20 protein-coding genes are annotated in these 20,359 nt (G+C 47.5%); 7 read left to right on the plus strand and 13 right to left on the minus strand.

What is annotated here, in order from left to right; all coding sequences use genetic code 11:
• Entirely contained in the window at nucleotides 1–2,232 is a 2,232-nt protein-coding gene (locus tag VGN67_RS03005; RefSeq protein ID WP_327485286.1) for an SLBB domain-containing protein, read from the minus strand.
• Nucleotides 2,233–2,768: 536 nt separating this feature from the next.
• Between VGN67_RS03005 and VGN67_RS03010 the strand changes: the two genes are divergently transcribed.
• Together VGN67_RS03010 and pheA are read left to right on the plus strand one after the other, a co-directional pair.
• The gene (locus tag VGN67_RS03010; RefSeq protein WP_327485287.1) at nucleotides 2,769–4,643 is read left to right on the plus strand and encodes a DNA topoisomerase IV subunit B; all 1,875 of its coding nucleotides are present in this window, start codon (nucleotides 2,769–2,771) and stop codon (nucleotides 4,641–4,643) included.
• A 44-nt stretch (nucleotides 4,644–4,687) separates the two neighbouring features.
• A complete protein-coding gene (pheA, locus tag VGN67_RS03015) occupies nucleotides 4,688–5,761 on the plus strand; it encodes a prephenate dehydratase (RefSeq protein ID WP_327485288.1) in 1,074 nt (357 codons plus the stop codon).
• Between the two features lie 27 nt (nucleotides 5,762–5,788).
• On the opposite strand, the gene VGN67_RS03020 is transcribed toward pheA, so the two are convergent.
• From VGN67_RS03020 to VGN67_RS03055, 8 genes are all read right to left on the minus strand, one after another.
• A complete protein-coding gene (locus tag VGN67_RS03020) occupies nucleotides 5,789–6,718 on the minus strand; it encodes a bifunctional riboflavin kinase/FAD synthetase (RefSeq protein ID WP_327485289.1) in 930 nt (309 codons plus the stop codon).
• Complete coding sequence (gene truB / locus VGN67_RS03025) at nucleotides 6,715–7,440, minus strand: tRNA pseudouridine(55) synthase TruB (RefSeq protein ID WP_327485290.1); 726 nt, start codon at nucleotides 7,438–7,440, stop codon at nucleotides 6,715–6,717. Before truB ends, VGN67_RS03020 begins: the two co-directional genes overlap by 4 nt.
• A gap of 2 nt (nucleotides 7,441–7,442) precedes the next feature.
• Nucleotides 7,443–8,222 (minus strand): undecaprenyl-diphosphate phosphatase, encoded by a 780-nt coding sequence (locus VGN67_RS03030; RefSeq protein ID WP_327485291.1) that lies wholly within the window; start codon nucleotides 8,220–8,222, stop codon nucleotides 7,443–7,445.
• Nucleotides 8,222–8,434, minus strand: coding sequence for a DUF3098 domain-containing protein (locus VGN67_RS03035; RefSeq protein ID WP_327485292.1), 213 nt, complete (start codon nucleotides 8,432–8,434; stop codon nucleotides 8,222–8,224). The genes VGN67_RS03030 and VGN67_RS03035 overlap by 1 nt, the downstream gene beginning before the upstream one ends.
• A gap of 47 nt (nucleotides 8,435–8,481) precedes the next feature.
• A complete protein-coding gene (locus tag VGN67_RS03040) occupies nucleotides 8,482–9,360 on the minus strand; it encodes a cell division protein FtsX (protein WP_327485293.1) in 879 nt (292 codons plus the stop codon).
• A 168-nt stretch (nucleotides 9,361–9,528) separates the two neighbouring features.
• Nucleotides 9,529–10,125, minus strand: coding sequence for a bifunctional nuclease domain-containing protein (locus VGN67_RS03045; RefSeq protein WP_327485294.1), 597 nt, complete (start codon nucleotides 10,123–10,125; stop codon nucleotides 9,529–9,531).
• A gap of 221 nt (nucleotides 10,126–10,346) precedes the next feature.
• Nucleotides 10,347–11,312 carry an electron transfer flavoprotein subunit alpha/FixB family protein gene (locus VGN67_RS03050; protein ID WP_327485295.1) on the minus strand — a complete coding sequence of 322 codons (966 nt, stop codon included), beginning with the start codon at nucleotides 11,310–11,312 and terminating at the stop codon, nucleotides 10,347–10,349.
• 36 nt (nucleotides 11,313–11,348) lie between these two features.
• Entirely contained in the window at nucleotides 11,349–12,086 is a 738-nt protein-coding gene (locus VGN67_RS03055; RefSeq protein ID WP_327485296.1) for an electron transfer flavoprotein subunit beta/FixA family protein, read from the minus strand.
• Nucleotides 12,087–12,179: 93 nt separating this feature from the next.
• Between VGN67_RS03055 and VGN67_RS03060 the strand changes: the two genes are divergently transcribed.
• From VGN67_RS03060 to VGN67_RS03075, 4 genes are all read left to right on the plus strand, one after another.
• Entirely contained in the window at nucleotides 12,180–12,509 is a 330-nt protein-coding gene (locus VGN67_RS03060; RefSeq protein WP_327485297.1) for a tetratricopeptide repeat protein, read from the plus strand.
• 62 nt (nucleotides 12,510–12,571) lie between these two features.
• Nucleotides 12,572–13,297 carry a DUF3891 family protein gene (locus tag VGN67_RS03065; protein ID WP_327485298.1) on the plus strand — a complete coding sequence of 242 codons (726 nt, stop codon included), beginning with the start codon at nucleotides 12,572–12,574 and terminating at the stop codon, nucleotides 13,295–13,297.
• A 54-nt stretch (nucleotides 13,298–13,351) separates the two neighbouring features.
• On the plus strand, nucleotides 13,352–14,311 hold the full coding sequence (locus VGN67_RS03070; protein WP_327485299.1) for a YihY/virulence factor BrkB family protein: 960 nt from the start codon (nucleotides 13,352–13,354) through the stop codon (nucleotides 14,309–14,311).
• Between the two features lie 159 nt (nucleotides 14,312–14,470).
• Nucleotides 14,471–14,827, plus strand: a complete 357-nt coding sequence (locus VGN67_RS03075; RefSeq protein ID WP_327485300.1) for a hypothetical protein — start codon at nucleotides 14,471–14,473, stop codon at nucleotides 14,825–14,827.
• A 54-nt stretch (nucleotides 14,828–14,881) separates the two neighbouring features.
• Here VGN67_RS03075 and VGN67_RS03080 read toward each other — a convergent pair whose 3' ends face one another.
• Entirely contained in the window at nucleotides 14,882–16,186 is a 1,305-nt protein-coding gene (locus VGN67_RS03080; RefSeq protein WP_327485301.1) for a Gfo/Idh/MocA family oxidoreductase, read from the minus strand.
• Nucleotides 16,187–16,403: 217 nt separating this feature from the next.
• Between VGN67_RS03080 and VGN67_RS03085 the strand changes: the two genes are divergently transcribed.
• On the plus strand, nucleotides 16,404–16,739 hold the full coding sequence (locus tag VGN67_RS03085; protein ID WP_327485302.1) for a hypothetical protein: 336 nt from the start codon (nucleotides 16,404–16,406) through the stop codon (nucleotides 16,737–16,739).
• 69 nt (nucleotides 16,740–16,808) lie between these two features.
• Here the strand turns inward: VGN67_RS03085 and VGN67_RS03090 are convergent, their stop codons facing one another.
• The 3 genes from VGN67_RS03090 to VGN67_RS03100 form a co-directional block, all read right to left on the minus strand.
• On the minus strand, nucleotides 16,809–17,630 hold the full coding sequence (locus tag VGN67_RS03090; RefSeq protein ID WP_327485303.1) for a purine-nucleoside phosphorylase: 822 nt from the start codon (nucleotides 17,628–17,630) through the stop codon (nucleotides 16,809–16,811).
• Between the two features lie 70 nt (nucleotides 17,631–17,700).
• Nucleotides 17,701–19,005, minus strand: a complete 1,305-nt coding sequence (locus tag VGN67_RS03095; RefSeq protein ID WP_327485304.1) for an acetylxylan esterase — start codon at nucleotides 19,003–19,005, stop codon at nucleotides 17,701–17,703.
• A gap of 124 nt (nucleotides 19,006–19,129) precedes the next feature.
• Complete coding sequence (locus tag VGN67_RS03100; protein ID WP_327485305.1) at nucleotides 19,130–20,359, minus strand: NAD(P)/FAD-dependent oxidoreductase; 1,230 nt, start codon at nucleotides 20,357–20,359, stop codon at nucleotides 19,130–19,132.

The raw sequence follows: 20,359 nt of genomic DNA on the forward strand, positions 1-20,359 counted from the left end.
TTAACGTAAGTTACGGAATGCTAGGACGGAAAGAATTAAAGTGAATAAGGTTGAGGTAATGCTTACACCTTGCTGAAGTGCCTGCTGGGCGGTAATTTCAGCACCAGATTTTATTGGAACGTAGATCTCTGAACCTGGCTCCACCTTGGGATATACATTGAAGGCGAGAAATTTCCGGGTTCTGTCTATGGAACCATTAGGGTATTTAACATAGGCGCTTCTTTTCAAGGATTTTCTGGTAAAACCACCCGCCTGGGAAACGTAGTCAAGAAAACTCATACCCCGGGTGTATTTAACGGTAGTAGGATAGAGTAATTCTCCCTGTACAAGTACCGTTTCCAATCGCTTTGGAACCCGGATAATGTCCCCCTCCTGAATAATCAGGTCTTCGTTTGAACCAGGATTACGCAGAATTTTTTCCAGGTTTATTCCAATCAGTTGTTCTGATCTTTCCTGAACCTGAACGTCAAAGGAGCCTTTCTTTACATCATTAGCCAGATTATTCAGGGTTTCGGTCTTCTGTTGGGCTTCACTCTGGGTAATAACCACCATTCTCACCAAAGTAGCACCGTCCGGGTAGGCCAGGTCAGTAAGTCCGCCGGAGCGCTTTATAACGTCCGAGATTTTCTCATTTTTACTGGTAATACCATAATAGCCCGGATTCAGGATCTCCCCTTCAATTGACACAAATTCCTGCTCGCGATAATTGGGAGCTCTTCTCACAATAATCTCATCGTAGGGTTGCAGAAAAAATTCCTTGCCGTCTTTACGCAGGTTAAGGTCACGGCTTACGTCAAAAGTGTGAGTTTCTGATATTTGGGCATCCGCAGCTAAAATATTGATATCACGTTTTCTACGCACAACTTCCACCTGAGAGGCTTTGGCAGCTTCTTTAAAACCACCGGCTTTCAAGATTACATCCTCAAGGGTCATATTGGCCATGTACGGATAAACGCCATCCCCCTCACCGGTATCTGGTGTATTTACCTCTCCCTGAATATGCACGTAAGCTGGTTCAGCAAGGTCAAATTTGGAGGTAATGTTAACTACATCCAATCGTTTCAGTTCTATGTCCTCAGCCGTGCCATTGATAATGTCTGCCACATTGAAGGAAATATTCACTACCGAAAGGTCCTCGTTGGTGCGAATGATATTGCCGCGGCCGGTAAAGGCATCCTCCCGCAATCCATCCGCATTTTCAATTAACTTTTTTAGTGTTGGGCTTCCGTCAATCGAAAATTCGCCCGGTCTCATTACTGATCCCTGAATTGAAACCAGGTTTTCAAAACGGTCTAGGATTACCTGAACTTCTATCTCATCCCCATTTTTTAAGTCAAAACTGGCGAAGCCAGGTTCTCTTACTTCAATAATCCGGCGCTCCCGGGAAGTGGGTCTTCTTATACTAACCTTTTCGGTATAGGCATAATCAGAAAAGCCACCGGCGTATTCCAGCACGGTAGATAGATTTTCTTCCGGGAGTACTTCAAAAAGGCCTGGTCTTTTAACTTCACCTTTTAGATCCACGCGTTCCTTATATACCCCTACAATTATATTGTCATTATCCTGAAGGCGAATGTCTCCTTTGGTAGTACCATTCATGAGCAGGTCGTACAAATCCATTCTGCTCGCTACTTTCCCGTTACGTACTACCCGTACATCCCGAAAAGTACCGATTTCGTTGGGGCCACCGGCCAGATAAAGGGCATTGAAGGCTGAACTCAAGGAAGTTAATGTGTAGCTGCCGGGATTAATTACTTCACCCGTAACGAATACATTGATGCTTCGTACCCGACCCAGCGTAACCATCAAAGTACTCTGAGCTCTGCCCCCGGAACCCAACAGGCCCGGAATAAATGTACTTAACTTGTCTATGAGAATCTTACGTACCTCTTCAATGGTTTTGCCATTGACATAAATAGAGCCTGCCCGGGGAAGGGTTATGTAACCATCCCGATTGACTAGAGTATTTTCATAGGAAACCTGAGCGTACCCGTAAATGTAAATATCTAATACGTCATCCGGCCCAATTGTGTAGTCACGGGGGGTGGCGATGTTCAGGTTAGGATTGGGTTCGAAGGTTTTATTGGCAAATATAGAGTAGCCAAAAATCCGCCGACGAAGCTCGACTTTTCTTTGTTCCTCGGCTGTCAACCGCTCAGTTTCTTTGGCTTCGGCTTCGTTCTCAGCGTTGATTAAATCCTGATTCGCATTGGATCTGCGTTCCTGGAGCACTTCTCCCTGCTGATTTGTGTTATTATTTTGCGGAGAATTGGCATTGGGGGCATTCGTATTTCCCTGGTTCCCTGTGTTTCCGGTATTGGCAGGCGTACCTGACGGCCTTCCTTGCGTTCCAGTTGTTCCGGTGCCAGGGGTACCAGTACCAGGCCCGGTAGTTCCAGTTCCTGTAGTTGGGGGGGGCGTAACTTGTGAATAGAGGGATGTTAATGGTGTTGTGATAATAAGAAAAGAAATCAATACTATTTTACTGATTTCCATCAGTTTCTTAGAGTTCATAGGAAATGATTTATACTTGAAAGTTTTGTGTTAAGGATAATACCTAAAAAATCCCTAAATTGTGCTCACTCTAATTAAAGTACAAAAATGGCACTTTGGTTTTTCGGAATAGCAAAGTAAAGTAGATTTTTCATTAATTTTATCAGAATCTATATTTTATCGGATCTCCTATAGAGGTAAATCGTTCTATGCTTAACGATGCCTTCACTAAAACATTATATATACGTTATTGTTAAAAAAGAGTTAAGTTTTTTATGGCAGATAGTGTAAATGTACAATATGATGAAAGTAGTATCCGCTCACTCGACTGGAAGGAACATATCCGGTTAAGGCCCGGAATGTACATTGGAAAGTTGGGCGATGGTGCTTCCGTTGATGATGGTATATACGTACTGGTTAAGGAAATAGTTGACAACTCCATTGACGAGCACATGATGGGCAATGGAAAAACCATCGAAATAAAAATTTCAGAACACCGGGTAGAAGTACGGGACTACGGCCGGGGTATTCCGCTGGGAAAGGTAATTGACTGCGTATCCAAAATTAATACGGGTGGAAAGTATGACTCCGGTGCCTTCCAGAAATCGGTTGGCCTTAATGGGGTTGGTACTAAAGCTGTCAATGCGCTGGCTAATTATTTTAAGGTACAGTCCTTTAGGGATGGTAAAACCAAATGGGCCGAATTTGCCCAGGGAGAACTGGTCAACCAGTCGGCTGAGGAGGAATCCAACCAGCGTAACGGTACCTTTATTGCTTTCGAACCGGATGGCCAGATTTTCAAGAATTTCAGGTACATACCCCAGTACCTCGATAACATGATCTGGAATTACTGCTACCTGAACGCAGGCCTGACCATTAGCTTTAACGGGCAAAAGTACTTTTCCCAGAACGGATTACTGGATCTGCTGCGCAGTAAAACCGAAGTTGATTCCATTCGGTACCCAATTATTCATATTAAGGGAGAAGATATTGAGTTTGCCATCACGCACGGTAACCAGTACGGCGAGGAATACTATTCTTTTGTGAACGGTCAGTATACTACCCAGGGCGGTACCCACTTGTCGGCCTTCCGGGAAGGGGTAGTACGGGCAGTTCGCGAACATTTTAACAAGGAATACGCACCCGAAGATGTCCGCTCTTCCATCATTGCAGCGGTGGCCATCCGGGTACAGGAGCCAGTCTTCGAATCACAAACCAAGACAAAGCTTGGTTCTACCAACATTTCTCCGGACCCTAATAGCCCCACCGTCCGGACTTTTGTTAACGACTTCGTAAAAGAACGACTTGATAATTACCTGCACATGCACCCCGAGTCGCGCGATGCTCTCAAAAAACGCATTGAGCAGTCGGAGCGGGAGCGTAAGGAGCTGGCCGGAATCAAAAAACTTGCCAACGAACGGGCCAAAAAAGCCAATCTTCATAACAAAAAGTTGCGCGATTGCCGGTTACACCTGACCGATGCCAAAAACGAAATGCGCCTGGAAACAACCCTTTTTGTGACGGAAGGAGACTCGGCTAGTGGCTCTATTACCAAGTCAAGGGATGTGCAAACACAGGCAGTATTCAGTTTGCGGGGAAAGCCTTTGAACTGTTTTGGCCTGAATAAAAAAGTGGTCTATGAAAATGAGGAATTCAACCTCCTTCAGCACGCTCTGGATATAGAAAACGGCATTGAAAACCTGCGGTTTAACCGGATTGTCATTGCTACGGATGCTGACGTGGATGGTATGCACATCCGGCTACTACTAATGACTTTCTTCCTGCAGTTCTTTCCGGACCTGGTACGCAACGGGCATCTTTACATCCTCGAAACGCCGCTTTTCCGGGTCCGTAATAAGAAAGAAACCATTTACTGTTATTCGGAGGAAGAAAAAAGGCAGGCCGTTACCAAACTGGGTGGGAAGCCGGAAATTACCCGATTCAAAGGATTGGGAGAGATCTCACCCGGCGAGTTTGGTACCTTCATTGGAGAAGACATGCGGCTGGAACCCATTATTCTGCAAAAAGAAATGTCCATCCAGAAACTGCTGACTTACTACATGGGAAAAAATACCCCTGACCGTCAGCGTTTTATTATTGATAATCTAAAGATTGAAAAGAACGTGGAAGAACTGGCGCTTGTTGGCTAGTTGTGAAAGTTTCGGAATAATATTCATTACCCACCTTTGTTTCTGTGGAATTACAAGATTTAAGAAAAAGGATTGATTCACTGGATGACCAGCTCCTGCAACTATTAAACGACCGGATGGAGCTGGTCAAAAAAGTAGGTGAGTTAAAACGAGCCACCAAAACCATTATTTACCGGCCGGAACGGGAAAAACAAATCCTGGACCGGTTGGAAAAGCAAAACGGAGGCCTGCTCAGCCGCTCGGCCATCGAGGCCATTTTTCTCGAGATTTTTGCCGTTTCCCGTAATCTCGAACTCCCCGAGCGAATTTCTTACCTGGGGCCCGAGGGTAGCTTTACCCACCAGGCCGCCGAGAGCAGGTTTGGAGGAATGAGCGAGTACCTGATGCTCCCTACCATCCGTTCGGTATTTGATAGCGTTGAAACGGGCCGGGCACGGTTTGGGGTGGTACCTATTGAGAACAACCAGGAAGGGGTAGTCAGTGAAACCATGGATTTGCTCCGGGAGAAAGAACTCCTGATTGCCGCTGAGGTACTGCTTCCCATTCACTTTACCTTTGTTTCCCAATCGGATTCCCTTCAGGATATCCGCCGGATTTATTCCAAAGATATTGCCTTCAGGCAGTGCAGTAAGTTCCTGCGCGAGTATTTTGAGGAATTGGAGGTAGAGCAAATCCCCGTTGAGTCTACGTCCAAAGCCGCCAAGCTGGCTGCTCAGGAACCCAACGCTGCCGCTATTTGCTCCCACATTGCTGCCCGTTTGTTTAGTGTACCCGTTTTGTTTGATAACATTGGTGATGGCGACCAGAACCGGACCCGCTTTATTATTCTCTCCAAAGATTTTGTGAATCAAAAGAGTCAGGCGGATAAAACTACCCTGATTGCCAACTTGCCCAATACCCACCGGCCCGGGGTACTTTTCGAGTTTCTTAAAGAATTTAATGACCGGGGCATTAACCTCACCAAAATCGAGAGCCGTCCCCTTCGGGATGGATCAACTTTTAAGTACTGGTTTCTGGTTGAGTTTGAAGGCCACAACGATGACCCAAAAGTGCAGGAAATTATGCGGAAGTACGGTACCCACCTCAAGTGGCTGGGCAGCTATGTGCGGATAGCCTAAGTACTTGCAGGTACTTGGTAAGAAAATCTACTGGTGGAGGTAGGCAAGAGTTTGTTCCTTGTCTACCTTTATTTGTTGTACCAGGTCCTCCAGACTGTTGAATTTGTGTTCGGGACGCAGATAATGCAGTAGTTCTATTTGCAGTTTTTCGCCGTAAATTTCCCGATCAAAATCAAAAAGGTGGGCTTCAATGGTACGGGTAGTACCATCAATGGTGGGGCGGTGGCCTATGTTAAGCATGCCTTTGTAAATTGTACCAGCCTGCTGGGCTTTGATGGTATACACTCCATTGGCCGGAATGAGCTTGTAATTTTCCTTTACCATGACATTGGCGGTAGGGAAGCCAATGGTGCGCCCTAACTGCTTCCCTTTTACGACCGTGCCCGACAATTGATAGGGCCTGCCCAGGAGCTCATGCGCTTCCCGCACGTCACCTTCGAGTAAGGACTTGCGTATACGGGTTGAACTGATCGCCAGTTGGTCAATATCCTGGCGGGAAATCTCTTCCACCTCAAAGCCAAAATGACTGGCGTTCTGTTGCAAAAACTCAAAGCTACCTTCGCGATTGCGGCCAAAACGGTGGTCGTAACCAATCACCAGTTTTCGGGTACCTATACGATCTACAAGTACCTGACGGATAAAATCGTTGGAGGAAAGCTCCGAAAATGAACGGGTGAAAGGTATTATTACCAGGTGCTGAATACCCAATTGGGAAAGAATTTCAATTTTTTCCTCAATGGGAGAGAGTAGCTGCAGGCTTTGGCTATCTTCGGAAACCACCATCCGAGGGTGCGGCCAGAAGGTTAGTACCACGGTTTCGCCTCCGCTTTGGGTACTTATTTCCCGCAGCCGGGCCAGAATTTTCTGATGTCCCAGGTGTACTCCATCAAAAGTACCGCTGGTAACTACGGCATAGGGTAGTTTTTGAAAAGAATCGATGGAGTGATGTACTTTCATTCGTCTGATGGTAAATCCAACTGGGCCCTTTTTTGCCTGATATAATCTGGTAAGGCCCAGGCTTCCGACAGCCGGAACTCACCGATACGGGTGCGGCAGAGCGAACTCAGGTAGGCTCCACTGTTGACTAACTGCCCAAAGTCTCTGACCATGCTCCGGATGTAGGTACCTTTAGTACACACTATCCGGAAATGGACCAGGGGAATTTGGGAGGCATCTATTTCAAATAACGAAATAGTTACCTGTCGGGTTTTTATTTCAGCGGTTTCCCCCCGGCGGGCCTTTTTGTACAGGCGTTCACCGCCCACGCGCACAGCGGAGTAGATAGGAGGTACCTGGTCAATGGTACCGGTAAGGGCCTGGCGGGCCTGTTCCAGTAAACCAGCAGTAATGTGAGAAGTAGGAAACTCAGCGTCAAACCCGGTTTCCAGGTCAACCGAAGGGGTAGTCTTTCCAAGTACCAGGGTACCTGTATATTCTTTTTCCTGCGCCTGATAAGCGTCAATTTCTTTGGTTTTTCGACCGGTACAAAGTATCAGCAGGCCCGTTGCCAGGGGGTCAAGGGTACCCGCATGGCCGATTTTCTTAAACTTACAGGCGCGTTTTAGCTTATTGGCTACGTCAAATGATGTCCAGGTCAGGGGTTTGTCAATCAGGATTACCTCCCCCTCATCCGGCTGTTGTTGCTCATTTCGAGGTACTTCGGTGGTCAAATCTGTCATTCCTAAACAATATCAAGCTTATAGCCGGAGGCCAGCAAGCCAAGCAGCACCAGCCCCAAAATAATACGGTAATAGCCAAACAGCTTAAAACCGTAGCGGGTTAAAAAGTTGATGAAAAACCGAATAGCCAGCATAGCTACAATAAAGGCCACCAGATTCCCAACAATAAGAGTTTCAATATCCTCGGCCCGAATACTTTCGTATGTTTTGAGAAATTTATAACCGGCCGCGGCGGCCATGGTAGGTACCGCCAGGAAAAAGGAAAATTCGGCTGATTGCTTCCTGGTAAGTCCCTGGAACATACCCCCAATGATGGTAGCCGCCGAACGGGACACCCCCGGAATCATAGCAATACACTGGAAAAAGCCCACCTTTAGGGCTTCCGGGTAGCTGATCTCGCGGTCTTTAGGGTACTCGTTGGCAATTTTATCAATAAACACCAGGATAATACCCCCCAGAAGTAAGGAGATCGCTACGACCCATACATTTTCCAGCATGGCATCAATCAAATCATTGAGCAGAAAGCCAATAACCGCCGCGGGCAAGAAAGCAACAAAAAGCTTGTAGTAGAATTCACGGGTTTGAAAAAAACGCCGACGGTATAAAACCAGTACCGACAATATGGCACCGAACTGGATATTGACCGTGAACATTTTTGTAAACTCCAGATGGCTGATGCCCATAAAGGAGGAGAAAATGATCATGTGCCCCGTAGAGGAAACCGGCAGAAACTCAGTAACACCCTCGACGATAGCCAGGATAATCGCTTGCCAAAAACTCATTAATTGGAAGGTTTACGTAGAATAGCCCAGAATTCAACCACAAACCCACTGAGGGTAATAAGTGGACCAATTGTCAAACCAAGAATCCCAAATCCAAATTCGTGGGAATCGAGTCCCATGACAATAAAACCAAGTAGGATCAGGGCCAGACCAATCAGCATAAAGCGGTAGTTGGCAGAAGAAAAGGGTAAAGAATTTTTAGTAGTACCCATTGTAAAGGTGTTTTTAAATTAAATGTTTTTAGCGAAAAGCGACAACCTTAATACAAGTCATCGAGAGACATGCGCAGGTACCTTGATAACGACTGGAAAGTACTAGTAATGCCAATTCCCAGCCCTAGCACCAGAATACATGCCAGGAGAATAATTAATTTGTCGTATTCCTGCAGGAGCGACAAACCTTCCACGTTACGAACGGCTACCTGCTGCAGTAACAGCAGGAGCCCACCGGCCAAAATACTTCCTATCAGGCCCTGAATGGCCCCCCGAACAATGAAGGGGCGTTGAATAAAGCCATTGGTAGCCCCCACCAGTTGCATACTCCGTATCAGAAAGCGTTGCGAATAAATAGCCAGCTTAATGGTATTGTTAATAAGCAGTACTATAATGATAAGCATGATGAGCGCAAAGCTGGATAGGACAATGTATATCTTGGTAATGTTCCTATTTATATTGTCAGCCAGGTCTTCCTGGTACACTACCTCATATACATTTGGCAGCTCTTCCAGATCGGTACGAATGAGTTTCAGCTTGGCTTCTTCGAAATAATCCTCCTGAACTTTTACCCGGTAACTGTCACGCAGGGGATTCTCCCCCAGAAAAGTGGTGAATTCTTCTTTTGTACCTGCTATGAATTCTTTAGCGGCTTCTTCTTTTGATACAAAGGCAATGGCAGGTTCCTCTCCATTAGGTTGCACATAAGGCTTTTGTCGAATGGAGAGCAGGAGAGAATCGCGACCAGCTTCGGTAGCCGTTTTTTCCAGAAATACCCTGACTTCAATATTCTGACGAATAATTGAAACCATTTTTTTTGACTGTATGACCAGCATACCACAAAAACCAATCAAAAAAAGCGCCGCCGTCAGGCTAACGACTATCATGGTATTGGGATAGCTTCCTATCTTCTTCTTTTTTGGCATACAGCAAATTGTAGATTTAATTCGGGCAAAAAGGACCTCTACCAGCCGAAGCCGGGAGAATGAACGTTGCAAAAATAGTGATTAATACCAAAACGAAGGCGGTAGGCCCGAAAGCTTAAGAATTTTTAACGAAAAAAGCGCCCGCATGTCCGGACGCTTCTGAGCATGTTAGTTTCGGCGACCCATTTCGTCCCGAATTTTGGCCGCCTTTTCATATTCTTCGTTTTTTAAGGCGTCGTCGAGCATTTTTTGGAGTTCATCAAAGGAAAGTTCCTTTAGTTGCTCCAGCAGAGTACCCTTCTGGCGAATGGGCTCCTGCACCAGGTCCTCATCTTCATCCTCGTCTTCCGACAGGGCACTGGAAATGATACCGGCTTCGGAAAGTATGTTTTCGTAGGTATAAATGGGTGCATCAAACCGGAGGCCAATGGCAATGGCATCAGAAGGGCGTGAATCCACCTCAACCTCGCGCAAGTCATCGCCGCAAATGATTTTTGCATAGAAAATCCCTTCCCGCAGTTCCGAGATGACAATTTCCTTTAATTTAAAATTAAGTGCCAGGGCAAAAGATTTGAATAAATCGTGGGTCATGGGGCGGTTAGGTACTATGTTTTCAATTTGAACCGCAATAGCCTGTGCCTCAAATACCCCAATAATAATAGGGAGCCGACGATTGCCCATTTCCTCACCCAGTACCAGTGCGAAAGAGCCTGACTGCGACTGGCTGGGAGATAAGCCCAATATTTCAAGTTTAATTTTTTTCACGGTAGGTCTGTAATTTTCATACAAAAAAATCAAAATACAGCGATAGTCCTGAAAGTGCTTTGACTAGGGAAAGCCAGAATCGCTGCCAATATTTCTACTAATTTTATTCCAGCGGAGGTACTCCTGGGATTTAATCTGAAAAAAAGGGTAGCAGAAGGACAAAAATAAAAAACCTGCCCTGCATAAAAAAATGCAGCGCAGGTTTCCTGTGATTTTATAGTTTATTTTAACGCTTCCGCCGCTTTGGTAAGCCGGGGTAATATGTCAAAAACATCCCCTACAATGCCATAGTCGGCCGCTTTGAAAAATGGCGCATCGGCGTCTTTATTGATTACTACAATGCATTTGGAACCGTTCACACCCGCCAGATGCTGAATAGCCCCCGAAATTCCGCAGGCTATGTACAGGTTCGGGGCTACTTTTATGCCCGTTTGACCAATGTGCTCGTGGTGGGGACGCCAATCCAGGTCCGACACCGGTTTGGAACAGCCGGTAGCTGCTCCCAGCGCTTTGGCCAGGTCAAGCAGGGGTTCCCAGTTTTCGGGCCCCTTCATACCCCGTCCGCCCGAAACAATTATATCGGCATCGCTCAGGGATAGTTCCGCGTTTGATTTTTCCACGTCAGTTACTTTGGCCACGAAGTTAGCGTCACTCAGGGTAGGAGAGAAGGCCTCAACCGTGGCAGAAGCACCCGTTTCCGTGGCTTCTATCGCGTTTTTCTGGATCGCCAGGATTTTTATTTCCGATTTAATATCCACCGTGGCAAAGGCCTTACCGGTATATATGCTCCGCTTTACTTTAAAGCCGCCGTTTAAATCAGGTAGTTCGGTGACGCCAGAAATAACGCTGGCTTTCAGTTTGGCGGCGGTACGGGCCGCTACGGCATCTCCCAACCCGGACTTAGCCATAACTATTACTTTACTGCCTTCTTTTTGAGCGGCCTGAGCCACTACATCGGCAAAGGCCATGCTATTTTCGTGGGTGAGTTTCGGGTCAGCGGCGTGTAGCACCTTGTTGGCACCAAAAGTACCGGCCTGGGAAAGTACTGACTCCTCGACGGTACCCAGCGCCAGTACCGTAGTGCTGGCATTGAGCATTTTGGCTACTTCGGCCCCGTAGGCTATTGCCTCCTGCGACGCTTTCTTGATGGAGCCGTTATCTATTTCTACAAAAACTAATACTGACATAGTTTCTTTTCAATTTTATGATTGAGAGTAGTGGGTTTAAAGTACCTTGGCTTCGGTCCGTAACAGCGTAATCAGCTTTTCGGCTTCCTCCACCGGTATCATTTTACATTCCCCTTTGGGGGCGGGTTGCGAATACCTTTCAACGACAGGTACGTCATCCACCGATATAGGCTCCACTACCTGCAGAGGCTTGGAGCGGGCGGTCATTATTCCGCGCATGTTGGGTATTTTCCATTCGGCAATGGGTTCCTGACATCCCAAAACCAACGGCAATTGAGCTTCCAGGTACTCTTTCCCACCGTCTATTTCGCGGGCTAACCGGACGGTACTTCCTTCAATATCCAATTTCATTACGGGTGAAAAGGAAGGCAGGCCAAGCATTTCTCCCACCAGCCCGTGTACAACCCCACTGTTAAAGTCAATAGATTCGCGACCCATCAGAATCAGGTCGTAGTTATTTTGTTGGGCTATGTGGGCAATCTGAGCGGCTACGTAATAGGAATCGGTTGGTTCGGTATTGACCCGGATGGCATCATCGGCCCCAATGGCAAGTGCTTTTCGAATCTGGGGTTCACCATCGGCTTCCCCTACATTCAGGACAGTGACGCTTCCCCCAAGTTGTTCTTTGAGTTCGACGGCGCGGGCCAGTGCGTAGTCATCGTAAGGGCCAATAATGTATTGCACGCCCGTTTTGTTGAGTTTGGAGTCATTGTCAGCAAAGCTGATTTTGGCCGTAGTATCGGGCACATTGGTGATACAAACAAGTATTTTCATAGTAGTTTCTGAATGTTAAATCTAACTTTTCAGGAAATGGTTTGTTTTGCGAATATACAGAATTATTCAAATAGTATGCAAGCATAATAGTTTATGGAAAACCCTTTCCTCAAAAAATTGCTCGTATTTTACGAGGAAGATCCCCAGGATCCTTTCAATATTTACGCGCTTGCCCTTGAGTACCAGAAGACGGATTTATTCCGGACCGAAACACTATTCCGAAAGCTACTGGCCGAACATCCCGGTTACCTGCCTACCTACTACCATGCGGCGCAGTTGCTGGCAGATGCAGGCAAGGCCGACGAAGCCCGTGCCACCTACGAAAAGGGAATTGACCTGGCCCGGCAGCAGGCCAATCAAAAAACGCTACTTGAGTTGGAGCGTGCCTACCGAATGTTTCAGGACGACCAGGAAGACTGGTAAGGAGTAGCCGGTGGCACAGGAATTTAGGGCAAGGAATCGGTTGTTTACAGAAAGGGTATCAGATGATTGTAAAAACAGTTCCTGAGGGGTGGGAGGTTATATACCAGCGGGCGCACGGATTACTGGCTGCCCAGCTGGCCAATGAATGGAAAGTGGCCCAGCGCCCTACTTACTGGACCCAAACCCTAATCGCGATTGCTGAACACGACGACGGAATGGCGGAATCGCAGAGCGCGGAGAATCTGACCGAAGCGGGAGCTCCGAAACATTTCCAACTCCTGAAATACAGTGCCTCCCAATACAGAAATGTCATGGAGATTGCCGCCTCCAAAAGTAGGTGGAATGCACTGATGATATCGATGCACCTGACCTTTCTTTACGGAGGAATGAAAAATGATGAAGAAGAACTGAAAAAACTGGTAGAGGAGCAGCAATTGTTTCAGAAACAGGTACTTAAAGAATTAGATATAACAAAAAGGGGGGCTGAACAGGCTTATAAGTTTGTGGAATGGTGCGATGCTTTGTCTTTGCTGTTATGTATGGATAAGGTACAACCCAGTCAGCGAAAGATGGATATCAGTACGGGCCCGGACGGAACCATGTATCAGCTATGGCGCGATGAATCTGATAATATGCGGGTACTACCCTGGCCGTTTGAGTCCGGGCAGTTTGAGGTAGAAGTAGAATACCGGCACTTGACCCAACTAAAGTATACTTCTATTCAGGAGTTAAATACCGCACTTAAAACGGCCGAAGTACAGGTTCGAAAATGGTACTTTAAAAAGTAATCCAATGATCATCAGGTAATTAATTATATGTGATTTAACTATATACGCCACACCATGAGCAAAATACAATTTAAGGACTACTGGTCAATTCTCAAAACTTCCGCTACCGAATTTGTGGAAGATAACGGCTTAAAGCTTGCCGCGGCCCTTTCCTATTATACTGTTTTTTCACTGGCACCTATGCTATTGGTAATGATTTGGGTGGCCAGTATTTTTTTAGGACGAGATGCTATTCAGGGTGAGCTTTTTGAACAGATTCAGGAACTGGTCGGGTCAAGTGTAGCGGTTCAACTTCAGGAAATTATTAAGAATGCGGAGATGTCGGACAAATCGGGCGTTGCTGCCGCTATTGGTATAGGTACTTTGCTGGTTGGTGCCACAACCTTATTTGCGGAAATGCAGGATTCCATAAATTATGTCTGGTCTATAAAAGCAAAACCCAAGCGGGGTTGGCTGAAATTAATCAAAACCCGCCTGATTTCCTTTTCAATAATCCTTACGCTAGGGTTTTTACTTATTGTTTCGCTGGGTGTCAATGCTATTGTTGAATTACTCAGCAGCCGCCTGGAGAGGTATTTCTCTGAGGTCTCCGTCGTGATTTTTTATATCGTAAATCAACTCATTGTAATGGCAGTTATTACCGTTCTTTTTGCGGTTATTTTTAAGGTACTTCCGGATGGAAAACTGCGTTGGAAGGAATGTCTGGTTGGTGCCGGATTTACCGCGTTGCTCTTTATAATTGGTAAGTTTCTGATCAGTTTTTATCTGGGTCAATCCGATTTAGGCGCTACCTATGGAGCCTCGGCCTCCATAGTTATACTGCTTACCTGGGTTTATTACTCTTCCATTATTTTGTACTTCGGGGCGGAATTTACCAAAGTGTATGCACGCTATGATGGCTCAGCTATTGTTCCCCACGAGCACGCGGTCATGATTGTGCGGCAGGAAAGGGATATTGACTCCGGTGAGGTGATCAAGGAAACGAAAAAGGGAGAAACCAAAAGTAAGGAATAGGATTATTTAGGATTTTTTCGTAACTTGCAGTGTTCTAAAATAAAGAGGTCAATTTGTTCATAATTCTTAATCCTCAGGGCCTCTTATCACTTAAATCTCTTCAATTTAACTAAACGGTCTTTCCGGGAAACCGGTAGGATATAAATCATTATGCTCGTTATGAATAAGGAAGGATTCATTCCAAATGTAATAAACTGGGCGGAAAGCCACGGTTTTAATAGTATTCGTGCCAATATTGAAGGCTACGAAAAGCCTGTCTCTTACGAAAGAGCCAACGATAGCGAACTATTTACCCCGGACGTAACGGCTGTCAACATGTACAACAAGCACTACCTGGAAGTAGCCATGAAATCAGACGCAAACCGCGGTAGTATTTCCAAATGGAAGTTATTAAGCGAACTGGCCGGTATGAAAGGCGGAAAATTGTACCTGATGGCCCCCAGAGGCCACGTCAGATTTGCCCGGGAAATGGTAACCCAGTATAACATCCAGGCCGAAGTGGTACAGATGAAATAAAACAAAAAAAGACGTGAGGCCAATCACGTCTTTTTTCTTTTGTCCCTGTTAAGCTTATACCTGAGGGTACTTCCACTCGCCCCGGTATTCCCTTGACAATAGTTTGTTAGCTTCGGGGTCATTGGCAATTATCTCCTTCTCCCCATCCCATACAATACTCCTTCCCAATTTGTAGGACAGCATACCCAGTAACGCCATATTCGTGGAACGCTGACCTACTTCAATGTCCGAAATGGGTAGTTTGTTGGTTTTGATAGAAGTCAGAAAATCAGCCCAAAGCTGTCTAATGTTCTGGTCATCGGGCTTATTCAATGAGGGGTCCTGGTGGACAACGGGTTTGTTGGCATTGGCGGGATAAAATGTCCAGCCGTCGAGCCAGCCCATGTGAAAGGTACCTTCGGTCCCGTAGAAGTACGCGCCTACGGCTTGTTGCGGATGCGTTTTTTCGGCATTATTTCCTGCAAACTGCCGATGTTCCCATTCCACCGTAAAATCGTCAAAATCATAGACGGCTACCTGGTGGTCGGGGGTATTGGTATTGTCGCGGCGGATAGCCCGGCCCCCGGTTGAATATATTTTTTTGGGGTACTTCTGCTCCGTCCACCAAAGTACCTGGTCCAGCCAGTGAATGCCCCAGTCACCCAAAGTACCGTTGGCATATTCCAGGTACGACCTGAATCCCCGCGGGTGAATGGTTTTATTGTAGGGTATCATCGGAGCCGGACCGCACCACATGTCCCAGTCCAGGCCTTTGGGTGGTTCTTCGGTAGGTACCATCTGGCCGGCGCCTCCCCCGTAGTGCACAAAGGTGCGTATCATGCCTATTTTGCCCGCCTTGCCCGATTTTAAAAACTCCATGCCCGAAACATTATGAGGAGATACCCGCCGGTGGGTACCCACCTGAACGGTACGGCCGTGCTTGCGAGCCGCGTTGACCATGGCCCGGCCTTCCCGTATGGTATGGCTGATTGGCTTTTCAACGTACACATGGGCTCCCGCTTCCACGGCCGCAATGCAGCATAGCGGGTGCCAATGGTCCGGAGTGGCCACAATGACAATTTCGGGTTTTTCCCTATTCAGCATTTCCCGGAAGTCGCGGTATACTTTTGGGCGGTCTGAGGTCAGCTTATTTATCTCATCAATAGCTTTTTTACTTTGGTTTTCATCTACGTCACAAATCGCTACTACCTTGGATTCCCCCGCCATAATAGCCTCCCGCAGGATGTTCATGCCCCACCAGCCCGAACCAATTAGAGCAGTACGGTAGGGGGCCATTCTTTGCAGGGCACTGAGCAGCGGTAAGGCCGAAAAAGCAGCACCCGAAACCGCAGTATTCTGAATAAAGGTTCTTCTGTTCATGGTAACAGTTTATGGTTTGGTAAATAAAAGTGAGCCCTCTTGAAATTTTACTAATGTTTTTTTAATCACTATTATTTGAGTGCCCTCACCCAATTGGCTACATTTGTTTGCAGAAGTTGGAGGTGAATTGCGCCACCAGAATAGCCAAAGGTACCTTCAGAGGCTTCCAGAATAAAATTGGGATTGGGTGTAGTTAGGAACTAGAAAAACAGCTGGAATGAAAGATAAACTGCATCAAACTTCCAAAAAGGCTTTATTCAGGTATTGGGTAGAAAAGGATGTTGTGCTGATTGAGGATGAAAAAGGGGAAGTACCCGTGACCATTGATGCCTGGAATGTATATAAGTACATTGAAAAGGACCTGGGGAGCCTCTCCGGGAAAAAAGTAATCTGGCGGGATTTGATGGGCGAATGGGATGGGATGGAAGTAGAAAATGGAAAACTGAACTTCTTTCCTATAGGTTGTAGGAGCCAGGAAGAAGCCGTTAAACGGGTGAGCCGGGTTAAAGAGCTAAGTAGCAGTTCACCGCGCAGTCGGGAAGGGAAATCGTAGATACGTTATTCGTCAAAAAATGTTATAGGAAATAAGCAGAGGCAACTCCCGGGAGTTGCCTCTGCTGCGTTACAGGCTATTCAGCAATTCCTTTATAATTTTCGTCATTCCGGGCTCCGCCTTCATAGCTGCGGCAATTATTTTTTGGATATCCGCTTTTTCGAGATTTTCGGGAATGCCCATATCCGTAATTACCGAAAGTCCAAAACAGGTAAGGCGCATCTGGTGGGCCACTATTATTTCCGGAACTGTACTCATTCCCACCGCATCGGCCCCAAGCTGGCGTAGCAAACGGTACTCAGCCCGGGTCTCCAGCTGCGGGCCGGGTACACTGGCATATACACCGGCGTGGGCCTTTATTCCGTGTTGGCTGGCAATTTGTAGGGCTTTTTCCACCAGCTTTAGATCATACGGGTCACACATATCCGGAAACCGGTCGCCCAGCGTATCCAGGTTAGGACCGGTCAGCGGGTTTTGGGGCAGAAAGAAACTGATGTGGTCGTTGATTACCATCAGGTCGCTTACCTCAAAGGCAGGGTTCATACCTCCGGCCGCGTTGGAAACAAACAGAGTATGGATACCCAGTAGCTTCATAACCCGCACCGGAAAGGTTACCTGCTGCATGGTGTAGCCTTCGTAGTAATGAAAACGTCCCTGCATACAAACCACCTTCTTGCCCGAAAGGGTACCAAACAGCAACTTGCCGGAATGAAACTCCACCGTTGACACCGGAAAGTAGGGGATGTGTTCGTAGGAAATTGTAAAGGCTACGTCAATATCCTTCGCCAGGGAACCCAGTCCGGTGCCCAGAATAATTCCAAAATCAGGTTGGTAGTTTTGGGTTTGTTGTTTTAAATAATCAGTTGCTTCCTGTATTTGCTGTAAAGTCATTTTGAGTGGTAGGTGAATGTCCAAGGAGGGCCAATATCCGGAAATTAATTAAGTGTCCTATACCAGGGGCCTATTTTTTTCCGGTTAACTGGTTTACCAGCCACTCATTCATTTTGTCGCGCTGCTCGGGATATGTCCAGTGGCCGGTTTCCAGCGCCAGGTACAGGTCTTTGGGGGCTTTGATAACATTATAGGCCGCATACATGGAGGTAGGCGGACAGGTTTCATCGTTGAAGCCCCAGGAGTAGTTGCCCGGAATCTTCACTCTTTTGGCAAAATTAACTACATCGTAGTACCCGGCAGTTTCAATTTTTTCTTTTTTATTATTGAAAGCCAGGTTATTACCGGCAAAATAGTGGGGCCAGCCACCCGCCCGGCCATTGAGGTACCCGGTCACGTCGCTCAGCGCGGGATAAAAGGCCCCCAGCCATTTTACCCGCTCGTCCAGTCCGGCTGTTACTATGGAAAGCGCTCCTCCCTGGCTACCTCCCGTAACGGCTAGGTTGGTTCCGTCGTACTGGGGCAGGCTCACCAGGAAATCGTTGGCTCGTACGCAACCCAGGTATACCCTTTTGTAGTAGAACCGGTCTTTGTCGTCGAGGTTGTAGTTCCAGTACTGGTCCAGTCCGGCGGCGCGCATATCGTTATACACCCCCATTTCCATATTGACAGGTACTCCATGAATCCCAATCTGCAGGGTAATGATTCCTTTTTCGGCATTGGCAATATCACCAAAGTACGGCCGTACCCCGGCACCGGGTACGTGCAGCAAAGCCGGGTACTTGCCTTCTTTTTTGGGCATACACAAAATACCGTAGACGCGTGACCCGGCCTGATGATTTTGAATGCTGACGTGATAAACATTAACTTTTTCGGTACAGCGTTCGGGAAGTAAGGTCATGCGTACATCCATTGGTACCTTGGCCAGGTCAGCCCTGGCGCGAGTCCAGAACTGCTCAAAATCGGCGGGGTTGGCTACGGTAGGCTGAATCTTTTCCGGGTCAAAACCAGCCGTGGCGAGTCCGCGGTACTCAATGCCATCAACCTCAGCCACTGCCACACACCGCAAAAAACCGGGCGATTGTAAGGTACCTCCGTCCAGGGAAACGGTACCCACGGGTAAAGTCTTGTTTTCTTTGGCCGTTGAAGGCATTTTCTCCGGACCAATTTCATACCGCACTTTCGCATTTTTGACCGGATTACCATTTTGCAGCACACTCACCGTAAACTTAACTTTTTCGCCGGGGCGGTAGGTCCAGTTGGTGTGGTCCGGTGCGACAATAACTTTTACAAAGCGTTCGGTGGGCTGGGCAAGGGCAGGCGGCAGGTACAGGCATAAGCTGACCAGTACTAAAAGAAAGGAGCGTTTTGACATGGTTGGAAATGGGTATGAGTGTAGTATGAATCTAATATAAGTAAGTAAAGGACGCCCAATGCCGGATTTATCCATTACCCCATCGACTTCTTTGAATCCGGGTCGGCCAGTGGTCCCAATTCGATTATACCTTCCCGATTGCCTTACCTGCCACGTAGCCGGTTGTCCAGGCGCTCTGGAAGTTGAAGCCGCCAGTAATGCCGTCAATGTCAAGTACTTCACCGGCAAAATAAAGCCCAGGTACTTGTTTGCTTTCCAGGGTGCCCGCTTCAACGTCCGACAAGGCTATTCCTCCGCAGGTTACAAACTCCTCTTTGTAAGTACTTTTACCCCTGACCTCAAACTGACCGTTGGTCAGGAGGTCAGTCAGGCGGTTAAGTACCTTATGGGAAGCATCGCCCCAGCGCAGGGTGTCGGCTATTTCGGCATGGGCGACACATGCTTTCCAGAGCCGGAGCGGAAGGCCAAAGCGGGCATGGGAGGCAATCTGTTGCTTAGGTGTTGCTGTTTTCTCGGAAAGTAAAAACTCCCTTACCTGCTGCTCGTTTTGTTGGGAGAGCCAATTGATTTTACAGGTAAAATGGTAGTTCAAATCAGCCAGGTCCCGGGCTCCCCAGGCCGACAGTTTCAGCACCGCCGGGCCACTGAAACCCCAGTGGGTAATCAGCAGCGGACCACGCCATTCGTGGTTAGTACCTATTATTTTTACATGGGCCTCCGGAACCGACACCCCGGCCAGTTCCAACAAATAGCTTCCGGGTGTATTAAAAGTAAAAAGGGAAGGTACCGGCGACTCAAGGGCGTGTCCATGCTCGGTCAGCCAGCTAAATCCGCCCGGTTGCGGGTGGCCCCCGCTGGCAACAAGGAGACGGTCGGCGGGAAGGGGTTCTCCCTCCTGCACATTCACAAGAAAGCGGGGGCCCTGGCTGGCATCTGACCAACCAAACGACTTTACGCCCGTGCCGGTAAGTACCTGTACCCCGGCCCGTTGGGCCGACCGTACCAGGCAGTCAATAATGGTTTCGGAAGAATCAGTGACGGGAAACATCCGGCCGTCGGCCTCGGTTTTCAGCCTTACTCCCCGGCCTTCGAACCAATCTACCGTAGCCTGCGCGTCAAAATGGGGGAGGAGTTTTTTGAGTACCCGGCTTCCCCGTGGGTAATTTTTGATAAAATACCGGAGATCAGAAGGCGCATGCGTTACATTACACCGTCCTCCGCCCGATACCCGCACCTTGTTCAGTACGGTTCGGTTTTTTTCAAGAATGGTAACCTGGGCGTCCGGGTAGGTTTCGGCGGCGGTGATGGCCGCCATAAAGCCAGCCGCACCGCCGCCGATAATTACAATTTGCAT

The organism is Telluribacter sp. (assembly GCF_035998675.1).
Taxonomy (GTDB): Bacteria; Bacteroidota; Bacteroidia; order Cytophagales; family Spirosomataceae; genus Telluribacter.